General features: G+C 32.0%; 17 protein-coding genes. 6 read left to right on the forward strand and 11 right to left on the reverse strand.

Features of this window, described 5'->3' with window-relative positions; genetic code table 11:
- The 6 genes from BD31_RS08445 to BD31_RS10410 all read right to left on the reverse strand — a co-directional run.
- Positions 1-789 (reverse strand): DNA topoisomerase VI subunit B (locus BD31_RS08445; RefSeq protein ID WP_008301237.1); only part of this gene is annotated, 789 nt, incomplete at its 3' end.
- The gene (locus BD31_RS08450; protein ID WP_008301244.1) at positions 776-1,348 is read right to left on the reverse strand and encodes a KH domain-containing protein; all 573 of its coding nucleotides are present in this window, start codon (positions 1,346-1,348) and stop codon (positions 776-778) included. The genes BD31_RS08445 and BD31_RS08450, both read right to left, overlap by 14 nt.
- On the reverse strand, positions 1,345-2,154 hold the full coding sequence (locus BD31_RS08455) for a serine protein kinase RIO (RefSeq protein WP_008301242.1): 810 nt from the start codon (positions 2,152-2,154) through the stop codon (positions 1,345-1,347). The genes BD31_RS08450 and BD31_RS08455 overlap by 4 nt, the downstream gene beginning before the upstream one ends.
- Before the next feature lie 85 nt (positions 2,155-2,239).
- Entirely contained in the window at positions 2,240-2,536 is a 297-nt protein-coding gene (locus BD31_RS08460; RefSeq protein ID WP_008301228.1) for a DUF424 domain-containing protein, read from the reverse strand.
- On the reverse strand, positions 2,536-2,958 hold the full coding sequence (locus tag BD31_RS08465) for a translation initiation factor IF-2 subunit beta (protein WP_048097611.1): 423 nt from the start codon (positions 2,956-2,958) through the stop codon (positions 2,536-2,538). The genes BD31_RS08460 and BD31_RS08465 overlap by 1 nt, the downstream gene beginning before the upstream one ends.
- Before the next feature lie 69 nt (positions 2,959-3,027).
- Positions 3,028-3,174 carry a DUF5679 domain-containing protein gene (locus BD31_RS10410; protein ID WP_048097612.1) on the reverse strand — a complete coding sequence of 49 codons (147 nt, stop codon included), beginning with the start codon at positions 3,172-3,174 and terminating at the stop codon, positions 3,028-3,030.
- A gap of 251 nt (positions 3,175-3,425) precedes the next feature.
- On the opposite strand from BD31_RS10410, the gene BD31_RS08475 reads away from it, so the two are divergent.
- The 4 genes from BD31_RS08475 (at position 3,426) to BD31_RS08490 (ending at position 6,431) form a co-directional block, all read left to right on the forward strand.
- Entirely contained in the window at positions 3,426-3,926 is a 501-nt protein-coding gene (locus BD31_RS08475; protein WP_008301216.1) for a hypothetical protein, read from the forward strand.
- Between the two features lie 70 nt (positions 3,927-3,996).
- Positions 3,997-5,142: a DUF373 family protein gene (locus tag BD31_RS08480; RefSeq protein ID WP_008301229.1), complete on the forward strand. Its 1,146-nt coding sequence runs from the start codon at positions 3,997-3,999 to the stop codon at positions 5,140-5,142.
- Positions 5,143-5,307: 165 nt separating this feature from the next.
- Complete coding sequence (gene uppS, locus BD31_RS08485; RefSeq protein WP_256359037.1) at positions 5,308-6,009, forward strand: polyprenyl diphosphate synthase; 702 nt, start codon at positions 5,308-5,310, stop codon at positions 6,007-6,009.
- Positions 6,006-6,431, forward strand: coding sequence for a bis(5'-nucleosyl)-tetraphosphatase (locus BD31_RS08490; RefSeq protein ID WP_008301224.1), 426 nt, complete (start codon positions 6,006-6,008; stop codon positions 6,429-6,431). The genes uppS and BD31_RS08490 overlap by 4 nt, the downstream gene beginning before the upstream one ends.
- Here BD31_RS08490 and BD31_RS08495 read toward each other — a convergent pair.
- Genes BD31_RS08495 through BD31_RS08505 form a run of 3 tightly spaced genes read right to left on the reverse strand, consistent with a single transcriptional unit; the run spans position 6,405 to position 8,864 of the window.
- Entirely contained in the window at positions 6,405-7,145 is a 741-nt protein-coding gene (locus tag BD31_RS08495; RefSeq protein WP_008301215.1) for an orotidine 5'-phosphate decarboxylase, read from the reverse strand. The genes BD31_RS08490 and BD31_RS08495 overlap by 27 nt on opposite strands.
- Complete coding sequence (locus BD31_RS08500; protein WP_008301214.1) at positions 7,126-7,812, reverse strand: hypothetical protein; 687 nt, start codon at positions 7,810-7,812, stop codon at positions 7,126-7,128. Before BD31_RS08500 ends, BD31_RS08495 begins: the two co-directional genes overlap by 20 nt.
- A 50-nt stretch (positions 7,813-7,862) precedes the next feature.
- A complete protein-coding gene (locus BD31_RS08505) occupies positions 7,863-8,864 on the reverse strand; it encodes an adenylosuccinate synthetase (RefSeq protein WP_008301221.1) in 1,002 nt (333 codons plus the stop codon).
- Positions 8,865-9,030: 166 nt separating this feature from the next.
- On the opposite strand from BD31_RS08505, the gene BD31_RS08510 reads away from it, so the two are divergent.
- A complete protein-coding gene (locus BD31_RS08510; RefSeq protein WP_238536110.1) occupies positions 9,031-9,405 on the forward strand; it encodes a hypothetical protein in 375 nt (124 codons plus the stop codon).
- Here BD31_RS08510 and BD31_RS08515 read toward each other — a convergent pair.
- Together BD31_RS08515 and BD31_RS08520 are read right to left on the reverse strand one after the other, a co-directional pair.
- Entirely contained in the window at positions 9,402-9,683 is a 282-nt protein-coding gene (locus BD31_RS08515; RefSeq protein ID WP_008301231.1) for a Fe(2+)-trafficking protein, read from the reverse strand. The genes BD31_RS08510 and BD31_RS08515 overlap by 4 nt on opposite strands.
- 165 nt (positions 9,684-9,848) lie before the next feature.
- On the reverse strand, positions 9,849-10,277 hold the full coding sequence (locus BD31_RS08520) for a universal stress protein (RefSeq protein WP_238536111.1): 429 nt from the start codon (positions 10,275-10,277) through the stop codon (positions 9,849-9,851).
- 151 nt (positions 10,278-10,428) lie between these two features.
- Between BD31_RS08520 and BD31_RS08525 the strand changes: the two genes are divergently transcribed.
- A partial coding sequence (locus BD31_RS08525; protein WP_008301230.1) for a CBS domain-containing protein occupies positions 10,429-11,269 on the forward strand: 841 nt, incomplete at its 3' end.

Consider the following 11,269-nt stretch of genomic DNA (forward strand, 5'->3'; position numbering starts at 1 on the left):
TTTTTCAATCATCGCATCATCAATATTAGGAATTTCAAATTGTGATTCAACTATCATTCTTCGAATTCTTTCTACATCAATTCCATGTGGGTGAGGTCTGATTATTGTAGGAGGTGGAGGAATATCTTTTACAAATCTAGGATGGCTAAATTTTTCGCCTTTAGGATCATCAAAAGATATTGATGCATATGGAGTAATCAAAGAGGTTTCATATACATAATCTCGAATTTTATTTCCTGCTTTAGAGTAATCTCCTTCTAAACAAATACTAACAGAGAGTCCAGGTTTTGAAACTTCTTTAGTAGTATGTTTCACAATTACGGGTTTATTGTTTTGAATATCCAATAACAATTCAAATTCATCTTGAGTTTTTCCATCCACTGAGCTTTTTACTAGAACAGGCTTGTTTGTTGTGATTTGCCCATACAAAATTGCCATCGTAGCACCCAAACCAAACATTCCTCTAGCTTGTTTCAATCCAAATTTGGAACCATACAATACAGTTCCAAATGCAAGTGGAATGTGACTAGCGTCTATTCCAGGACCATTATCTTTTACTGTCAAAATATAGGGCTTAGGATCTGATTTTTCAGGATCAACTGCCTTGATAATCAGATGAACATCAGGAAGGATCCCCTTTTGATCACATGCATCTAATGCATTTTCGACAAATTCTCTAACGGCAGTATAAAGAGAACGTGTAGGATTACTAAATCCTGCTAAATCACGATTACTGTAAAAGAATTCGCTAGGCGATATTTGATTAAATTTTTCTTTAATAGAAGACATCTTGATCTTCCCACAATTTCATTTTTTCTTGTTTATCTCTTCTATTTGCAGCTTCTAATTTTGTATATACTGCACCATGCATACTTCCACTCGAAATTGAAGATATTGCATCAACTGCTAATCGTAATTTACTTGCATCGCCAATAATTGAAACAGTTTTTCCATAAACTGAGATATGAGTACCGCTAAGATTTTCCATATTTCTTCTAGCTCTACCACCTTCTCCAATGATCCTCCCTTTTATCCTTTCAACATTTGCATTGGATTTTCCAGCAAATTCTCTAAGATCTATAATGTGTAAGGTGTTTTCACCGTTTAACAAAGTCAGTGCATTCTCAGGTGAGAACCCTCTACCAATAGCCGTAACAATTTCCATTGCTTTGAATGGTTGAATTTTTTCTACGTCACCTTCAGATTTTATAAAAACTTCTCCAGTATCACCATCAATTTCTAATGACACATGACACAGTGTCTCTATTTTTGATTTTACAGAACCAGATTTTCCAATCAAAACTGCAATTCGATCATTTGGAATACGAAGTAATTTTTCAAAACTCATTTTACAAGTTCCTCAAATAACTCATCTGGATTGTCAACAAGAACTCCTCTTTTATTGAAGAATTTTGTAATGTTATTAATATCTCTTTTAAGAAATTCTTGAGCATTTGGATGTCTTAGATCAACTCCAGAACCTAGATCAAAAACAACCAATCCATTTTCAGTTTTAAAAATATTATATTCTGAAAAATCACCATGAACTAATTTTGCTTTATGGTATAGATCCTTAATTATTGAAATTGCTTGATGATAGTCATCTTCATCTACTTCTGAATAGAGCAATGACTTACAGGGGACACCATTTGTACCAACAAATTCCATAACAAGAACATTTTTTGTGAGATACAAGGGTCTTGGAACAGGAAGTCCTGCATCATGGCATTGAGTTAAGTTACGAAACTCCTTTTTTGCCCACAGATAAACTAGATTTTTGGTGCCTTTTTTGATATGAGAAAATCTTGGATCACCAATGATGTAGGGTTCACGTTTTTTAAAATTAGAAGTACTTACCAAATAAATTTTCAAAGCAACATTAGCATCATTTTCATCAACGCCCCAAAAAACTACAGATTCTTTTCCAGCACTTATAGCTCCATTAACATATGCAATAACATGATCTGTGATCATTTTGTAAAGAGTCATAACAGTAGGTTTATCCAAAACTTCATTGATTACTTTGCCTTTTTTGAAACCATCTTTCAAACCACCTCGATTAGATTTAGAAATTAATTTATTGTCAACTTTAGATTCTATCTTTCTACTTAAGTCATCAAACAATAAATCGTCAGACATTATATCATCAGGCATTGGATATTAGTGAAGATACTAGATAAAAGAGATTTCTGTTGTTATGAAAAACAATATGAGAGTTTATAATCAATTCAAATACACATCACATTTTGAATACAATCAGAAAAGGAATACCTGAAATAATTTTTACACCATTTTCAGAACCAATACCAAGATCAATTGACAGTGAGATAGTTTCTTTTCCAACCATGTTGATAATTGAAGAGTTTTTTAGTAGATCTTCTGCTTCATCTCTTTCAACAAATCTTTCTCCATAGTAACCTTCACTGATATTCATTGTTAACTCATCTTGAATAATTTTTTTTCCTAAAAGATCAGCATCACAAATATTCAGCATTGTATTTTTTTGATATTCAGTGATTCGTACCGAGAACTGCATTACGCATATTTACCTTTCAAAGTAGATTTTGCTCCACATGCTTCACAGATTAGAAATGATATTCGATTTTCCTTATGAATTTTTGTATCAGGACTCTTACATGTTGGGCATTCAAGATAATCTTTCACATAAATTTGGAATAGTCGTGTAAAATCATCAGGTGCTCTCCTTCCAACAAACATGGCTTTATCTCCAAGTCGTTCAGCAGGAACTGCAAATTCTTTTGATAGATATTGGAGAACCTTATCTGGATCTCTTCGAAGAACTTTTGGAAATTCAGAGAAATTACGTAAAAAGGTTTTCTGGCCTTCCCACATTACATCCACTACGGGTAATTCAAATCTAGTTTGTGATTCTTTACTAGAATCTCCTAGTTTATCCTGTATACGTTTGAGTAGATTTTCATAATCTGATTTGGTCACAAAAAATAACATACATCAGACCCTATATTGGTTTTGAAAAAGAGAAATCGTGTGGACTTGTGTTTTAGATTATTCCATCTTTCCTATACGGAAAACGTTCGTACCACATGTTGGACATGTGCCTTTTACAGCTGGACGTCCATTTTTTAGTTTAGTTTCTTGAGGGTCTTTGATATCCCTTTTTGCTCTGCATTTTACGCAATATGCTTGAACCATTATGAAATTCATCCAGCTTTGTGGTATTTAGGAAGAGCCTGTGAAAATTATTTAACTATAGACTAGATGTACGTAAATTTTTTTAGGCATCAAAAAAGAAAAATTTATAGAAATTTCAATTAATAGTTATATTTTTTATAAAATCATGATAATGATTTCAAAATAGCATGTTTTCTTTAGGTATTATTTAATAAATTAGGATTTTTTCAAATATTACCAATTATAAACACCATTTATAGGAAAAGAGCAAAATGGCATCAAAAAAAGGAATTGCAACTACGGTGATTATTTTAGCAGCAATTACAGGTGCGAGTTTTTTGTTATGGGTAATTCCCCAAGAAAATGAAACAACATTTGTGGTGTCTGACTATGAAGATTATCTAGATGGAGTCAAAAATATTCATGAAGTTTTAGAAGAATCAATCAATATTGAATATCAAAATCTTCTTAATGGAAAAATCACCCCACAAGATTACATTACGATTACTGAAGTTACATCATCTCAAGTAACTACCAAAATAAGTGAGTTTGTTACATCCAAGCCATCTGAAGAATGGCAAGCAAGTTACATTAGTTATATGGAAGCATTGAAAAAATTCAATTCATATATCACAGAAACCAAAGTTTTGGCTAATTTGATTGAAAATGATGGTACACAGGAGGAAATGGAAAAAGTGGTACAAAAAATTGAGTCATTGAAAATGGAATCTTCGGAATTTGTTAGGATTTCAGATGAATCAAGACCAGGCTAGTCTCAAAACCGAAATTTACTAAGCATAATTGTTGGAAATCGTTAAAAAGTAATTCTACAATAGAAAGTAAATGTCTCAACGAGTCGGCAAAGTGGAAAAAGATGTGAATGCCTCTACCGCCAATAAACTATTAGTGATTTGTATTGATAGGGATAATGATGTGGGAGAAAAAGCAGGGATTATCACACCAGTAATCGGCAGAGATTCATGTATCGAGGCAGCTCAAAGATTAGCATTGGAGGATCCTGAAGATGCAGATTCAAACTCTATTTTTGCAGCAATTAAGACATATGAAGATTTAATCAGTAAAGGGTATCAAGTTGAAGTAGTAACTATTGCAGGAGTTAAAGACAGAGGAATTCATGCTGATGAAAAGATTCTTGCCGAAACAAGAAAAGTTTTAGAAAAATTTGCTGCAAATGGTGCAGTAATTGTTTCTGATGGAGAAGACGATGAGAGTGTCATCCCAGTTATTCAAAACGTATTGCCAGTTGTGTCTGTACAACGTGTCGTAATGAAGGTTAGTAGAAGTGTAGAGTACTCTTATGCAGTTTTTGGAAAATATCTTAAAATGTTGGCATATGATTCAAAATATTCAAAATTCTTTTTAGGAGTTCCAGGAATTCTTTTATTAATTGGTGGAATAGGAGCTGTATTTGGATATACAGCTGAAATATTTTCAGTTCTCATAAGCATTTTGGGAGGAGCGTTTTTGATAAGAGCGTTTGATATTGACAGAACATTATCAAATTGGTCAAAACCAACTCCGATGGGTTTTATCAGAATGTTTACAATGGTTGCAGGCGTATTACTAATTCTCTCATCAGTACCAGCTGGAATTAATGCTGTAGATTCAAAGTTAATTGAATCAGATGCAGAATTGATTGCAAAGATTACAGATAAAATAATAATTGGTGAATTTATTGCAGGCGCATTACCAATTTTATGGATTGGTCTAGGAGCAATATTTGCTGGAACGTTACTTAGTAATTGGATAGGTGGAATTCCTAGGCAAATCAGCGACAGTCTAAGAATTATTGTATTAATAGCTCTTTATCCAGTAATAGCTCAATTTACCAACATCATCATTTATGATGAGAATTCATTTACTTTGATTCCCCCATTATTAGGAGGGTTAGCAGCAACACTAATTTCAGCCACAATTCTGTTTAAAAAATATAGAAGACACAAACATCAGGAAATGGTTTCAGACTAAATTTCACAATCTCTTTTCATTTCTTGAAAAACACTGATATCATCAATCATTTTAGTCATCAAATGGTGATAAGACTTTAGCAAGATAATAGATGTAATTTTTCAAATATCTGGACTCTATAAGATCTATGGTAGAAGATTAGAAAATGAAATTCAGAATGGAGACATTCCTAATCATGTTGCTTTGATTTTAGACGGCAATAGAAGATGGGCTAAAAGACATCTGACAATGCCAAAAAAAGGACATTGGAAGGGAGCTGATGCAGTTGAAAACCTACTTGACTGGTGTGAAGAATTCGATATTAAAATTATAACTCTATATGCACTTTCAGCAGAGAATTTAGATAGAAAAGATGACGAATTAGAATATCTCTATGAATTAATTCGCATGAGATTAGAAAAATTATTCAATGATCCCAGAATTCATCGAAATAAAATGAGAGTTAAAGCTATAGGTAGAATTGAATTACTTCCAGATTCAATCAAAGAAGTTCTAAAAAGATTAGATGATGCTACAAAAAATTATGACAATCATTTTCTAAATATTGCATTAGCATATGGAGGACAAAATGAATTAGTAGATGCGGTAAAAAAAATAGGAATAAAAATCAAAGATGGAACTCTAGATGTAAATAATATAGATAAAAAAGAGATTGAATCAAATCTATACACATCTCATTTACCACAATCATCTCCAGACATGATTTTGAGAACTTCTGGTGAGAAAAGATTAAGCGGATTTCTTATGTGGCAAAGTGCATATAGTGAATTAGTCTTTATGGATATTTTTTGGCCTGAATTTAGAAAAATTGATTTAATGAGGGCAATTAGAACTTTCCAAGAGAGGAAGAGAAGGTTAGGAAAATGATTGAAGAGACATCTGCTGGAATTGTATTATTTAGAAAAGAAGATTCAAAAATTTTATTTTTGCTTTTACATTATCCATCAGGTCATTGGGATTTTATAAAAGGCAAAATGGAAAAAGGTGAATCAATTCATCAAACAGCAATAAGAGAAACTAAAGAAGAAACAGGCATAACAGACATAACGTTTTTAGAAAATTTTGAAGAATGGATTGAATACAATTTCCAATATCAAGGAGAATTAGTTCATAAAAAAGTAGTATTTTTCTTAGCTGAAACAAAAACTAAAGATGTTACAATTTCGCATGAACATTTGGATTACACATGGATGGATTACACATCTGCGATGGAAAAAACTACATTTGATAATGCAAAAACAGTATTAACAAGAGCGCAAATGTTACTTACCAAGACTCTGCAAATGTAATTCTTTTGCCATCTCAATTGGGTTTCTAGAATTGAGAATTGTTCTACCGACGATTAGATAATCAGTTCCAGAAGAGATTACCTCATCTGCATTTCCTCCCTGAGTACCAACCCCTGGTGAAAAAATACTCAAATTTTTTCCTGCCTTTTTAGAGCAATATTTGATAATTTTTGGAAAAGTAGCTCCCACTACAATTCCATCAACTTTTGCAGTTAAAGCCCAACTCAGGAATAATTGGTATAGTTGTTGTTTTTTGCCCATTTTGACTTCCATATCATATGATAGTTTAGCCTCTGGTGCACTCATGTGACATAAAGTGATTACACCTTTTTCATTTTTGTGAGCAGATTTTACCAAATTCTTTAGACTATCCAAACCCATTATTGGATTTGCGATCACAGCGTCAAATCCCAAATTCCATAGATGTTTTGATGTTACTTGATTTGTATTTCCAATGTCATTGAGCTTGATATCTGCAATTGTTTGTAGACCGTATTGATGAGCTGTCTTGTTAATTTTTAGAATTTCTTTTCCACTTAGTGGAAGTAATAAATGAAAATTTAGCTTGATTCCACATAGATATGGATGTAATTCTTTGATATTTTGGATAGTTTTTGCTTCTAAATTTTTAACAGACTGATCATAGTCATTAGCAAGAATAACCTTACCATTAGTTTTTGAGATTTGTGAAAGTCTAGTTTTGAAGGTGACCATAATCAACAAGTGGGTGGGTATCTTTTAATTTTATAATTTTGATATAGGAGTAGCCATGTTCAGATGGACTATCAACAAATGTAGGTTCAGTTTTATTTGAGGTTGAAAATTTCAAGAAAGGTTTCTGAGGATCACTATCTAAAACAACATGACAGAAATAAGATGTACCTTCATCATTAAAATTCATAAAAACACCAATTAGCCACTTGTTATTGCGAGGAAAAAGGAATAACGGAAACGGAATTTCTTCAAAACCCCATGTGAGTTTTGCAAGACTCGATATATCCTCTAACTCTATTGGTTGATATCTATCCAGAGTTCCATTTCCAGGTTGTAAAGTTTTTGGCAGAGATTTTATCCGAATAATAGGAGAGTATAGTTTACTAGCATCAGAAGTAGTGTCAACAATTTCAGATTCTTCTTTGCCACCTTTTAATCCATAACAAAGATAGTGACCGTTATGCTCTAGAGGAGTATAATATACAATTGGTTTTTCTTTTAAAACATCCATTTGTACAGATAAAATTTTTCTGCCATCATGATCATGTAAAAAAGAAACGCGTGGTGCACGCTCTAATGCACAAACTAGCCTAGTGAATTCTAAAGTAGAATGAACTTGAATATAACGTGGGAATTTATCAATTATAGGAGATTGTAATTTATCCACAGAGATTAAAAGCAGGTTATCAAATTAAACTTATCCAAAAATTATTGAGCCTAGTTTCTTCTGTCAATCACATCATTGACAGATGGGCCAGTTCCGATAATTGTTACAGGCGTGTTTAATTTATTTTCAATATTTTTAATGAACGCTTTTGCATCATCAGATAAATCATCAAAGGAAGTTTTTCCTGCACAATCTGAAAAGAGAACATCTAATTTTGTAATAGAGATTTGTGTTGCACCATTGAGCATGATTGCACGCCTAGCTAAATCAAAATCAAAATCAGCAGCACGTCTTTGACGACCAGTAACTGTGCCAAATTCAGACCATCCTTTTTTCTCTGCATCTTCAAGTGAGAGTTCATTGTTTAATGGCCCAGTTCCAACACGCGTAACATAAGATTTGAAAACAACAATTACTTCATCGACTTTAGTAGGTCCGAGACCAATATCAGCACAAATACCAGATGCAGTCACATCTTTAGAGGTAACAAAGGGATAGGTTCCATGCCATAAAGAAAGAAAGGTACCTTGAGTTCCTTCAATCAAGACATTTTCATTTGCATCAAGTGCTGAATTTATCTCAAAAGGGACATCCACGATAATAGAAGATAGAGATTCAAAATCTTTGGCTAGTTTTAGAACTCGCATTGCTCTATCAGCATTTGCAGGACCAGTACCAGAACCAGTACTGCCAATTTTTTCTTTTAATTCACCCTTAGAATCTCGCTGTAGATGAGTTTCCTCAATTACACCACAATTTTTATCAATAAAAGAACGACCTGTTACATCAAAATCTTCAATTTCTTTTTTGAGAACATCGGGGTTAATTACAACTCCAGGTCCAATCATAACTCTAGCATTTTTATTCAAAAATCCACTTGGAAGCATTCTTACTTTGTATACTTTATCACCATCTCTAATTGTGTGACCAGCATTTGGACCAGCTCCACCACGTACTATAATTTTTGGATTATCTTTGATTGCCAAATATGAGATAATCTTTCCTTTTCCTTCATCACCAAAAAATCCTCCAACAACAACAGTGGACGTCATAATGTTTGACGTCTACTTCGTTTATTTAAGCTAAAGTATTTCTACATGATTTTATATTCAACAGGAATTCTTTTAGATCGATGGTGGGAGAAAATTTTGCTGGGAATATTATAGTCAATTTAGCTAGCCTTCCAGATTTTCTTAGAAATCCAATTTTAAAAAAAGAATGATGGAGTTTTTTTCATTATCTGAACCAGATAGAAAAGAAGTGATCAACAACGCATTAGAAGCTGGACCAACCATTCCATTTCCTAACTTTTCAAAGCTTTTCAAAACATGGCTTAAAATTTTAACAACACTTACTGAAGAACAAAGAGAGGGATTATTTTCAGCATACATTGTAGAGATATCACAATCGCCACAAAAATTGATCACTTTCAATCTAGATGGAATTTTAGAAATATTTTTAACATTAGATGAAAATGAAAAAGAAATTCTAGCAAATACAATTAAAAAAATCATTAATAACTTAGATGAAGATGCAAAAAGAAGAATATTAGTAGTAATACCAGATAATGCTAAAAAACATCTGAGATTTTAGACGGATTTAGGCTCATCAGGTTTTCGATTATCTTCATTTGTGTAATCTATTACTTCTCCCTCAGGAGATAATACGCCTACAAATATTTTTTCGTGCTTTTTCAATAATTTTCTATGATCAGGCATAGACATGTCAAGTTTCATTTCATTCATTACCATAATTTGGTATTCTTTCCATTCAGCCCAACATTTGTTACAAGTAGGGTATTTTGCAGCAACAACGCCAAGTTCCTCATCGTCAGGAATTGGATTCTTACATTTAGTACAAGTACGACTCATAATAAAACCAAATTGAAACTCCTTTTATCTTTTATTGAATAAAGATTCTAAAATGTAGTCACAACTCTTTCAATTTGTATTCATAGATTTTTAGACCGATTGGATTGAACATCATACTTAGTTCAAGATATTTTGGCTTAAGTTTTGAATAGTTCTATGTTATAATCATTTTACAATAAGAATAGAGCAAGGAGAATTATTTGCAAGTTTATTTGACACACTTCCAAGGAAAAATCTTGCTGTAGCACCAAGACCCTTACTTCCAACAATGATTAAATTACATTGTTCTTTTTTTGCAAGTTTAACAATCTCATTTGTAATGTTTCCTTCTTTCATAATTATTTTTGAATCCACTCCTTGTAAAGTAGCAGTTTTCTTTGCTTTAGTTAAAACATTATTTCCAAATTTTTTTAAAATTTCAAGATATTCTTTTCTATCCAATAAATTTACTGGGATTGATTTTTCTACAACATACAAAAGTAACAAATGAGATTGATGGTTTTTAGCCATATCACATGCATGTAGTAGAGCTTTTTCAGAATAAGTTGAACCATCTAATGGAACTAGAATATTCATGTAAAGTGATTTTCTCACGATAAATTTCATAAATTGTGTCTATTTAACTAAACTCTTCAAAATCATTTTAGAAAATCTAGCAAATTTCATACCAATAAAATCAATTATGAAAATCAAGAGGTTCATTTAATTTAAAAATAGGATAAAACATGGAAAAGGTAGAACAGAAATGATTACAGATACAATTTATGAGCATTTAATGGAAATACAGTCATCCAAATTAAAACCATTAATTTCCAAAGCAACTATCATTGAGCCATCAGAAACGCTTTCAAACGTAATTAACAAGATTTCAAAAAATAATGCTTATGATGTTTTTTATCTAAATGGAAAATATACTCTGTCAACTAACATACGAACACTTCTTAATGCTAAAAATATTACAAAGATGAAAGTAGAATCATTCCTATATCCTATCCCATATTTATCTCCAAATGATTCCGTTCAAAAAGCTGCAAACATCATATCACATCATAGAATTCGTGAAGTTCCAATAGTTCAAAAAAATAAGATTGTAGGAGTCGTTACTGTACAACGAATTTTGAAACTTCTTTCAACTAAAGATAACAAATGGATAAAGGCAAATTTGATTTACACTCAAAATCCAATAGTAATATCATCTGATGAGACTCTCAGCAATGCAAGAAGAATAATGACCTCAAAGAGATTAGATCATCTTCCTGTATTAAATAATGGAAAAATAAAACAAGTTCTTACATCAACACATATCTTAGAATGTATTTTACCTCAAGAACGTCAAGGAAAAAAATCTATAGGAATTAAAACACTACATAAACTAGAATCAAAGATTGGGAATATTGGAAGTATGCGATTTCCACAATGTACACCTAATGATAATCTCAATCATATTGTGAATTTAATGTTAAAAACAAACTCTTCATGTTGCTTAGTCAATCTTTGGGATAATCTTCGAGGAATCATTACTTTTAGAGATATTCTAGAATTACTAGCAGCATCAAAAATAGAAACTCCAATTCCATTATACATAA

The organism is Candidatus Nitrosopumilus salarius BD31, from assembly GCF_000242875.2.
GTDB classification, from domain to species: Archaea; Thermoproteota; Nitrososphaeria; order Nitrososphaerales; family Nitrosopumilaceae; genus Nitrosopumilus; species Nitrosopumilus salarius.

Coding starts and splice junctions, on each gene's coding strand:
- BD31_RS08450 (WP_008301244.1), bottom strand. CDS start 1,348: ATGAGTTTTGAAAAATTACTTCGTATTCCAAATGATCGAATTGCAGTT.
- BD31_RS08455 (WP_008301242.1), bottom strand. CDS start 2,154: ATGCCTGATGATATAATGTCTGACGATTTATTGTTTGATGACTTAAGT.
- BD31_RS08460 (WP_008301228.1), bottom strand. CDS start 2,536: ATGCAGTTCTCGGTACGAATCACTGAATATCAAAAAAATACAATGCTG.
- BD31_RS10410 (WP_048097612.1), bottom strand. CDS start 3,174: ATGGTTCAAGCATATTGCGTAAAATGCAGAGCAAAAAGGGATATCAAA.
- BD31_RS08475 (WP_008301216.1), top strand. CDS start 3,426: ATGGCATCAAAAAAAGGAATTGCAACTACGGTGATTATTTTAGCAGCA.
- BD31_RS08480 (WP_008301229.1), top strand. CDS start 3,997: ATGTCTCAACGAGTCGGCAAAGTGGAAAAAGATGTGAATGCCTCTACC.
- BD31_RS08490 (WP_008301224.1), top strand. CDS start 6,006: ATGATTGAAGAGACATCTGCTGGAATTGTATTATTTAGAAAAGAAGAT.
- BD31_RS08495 (WP_008301215.1), bottom strand. CDS start 7,145: ATGGTCACCTTCAAAACTAGACTTTCACAAATCTCAAAAACTAATGGT.
- BD31_RS08505 (WP_008301221.1), bottom strand. CDS start 8,864: ATGACGTCCACTGTTGTTGTTGGAGGATTTTTTGGTGATGAAGGAAAA.
- BD31_RS08510 (WP_238536110.1), top strand. CDS start 9,031: ATGATGGAGTTTTTTTCATTATCTGAACCAGATAGAAAAGAAGTGATC.
- BD31_RS08515 (WP_008301231.1), bottom strand. CDS start 9,683: ATGAGTCGTACTTGTACTAAATGTAAGAATCCAATTCCTGACGATGAG.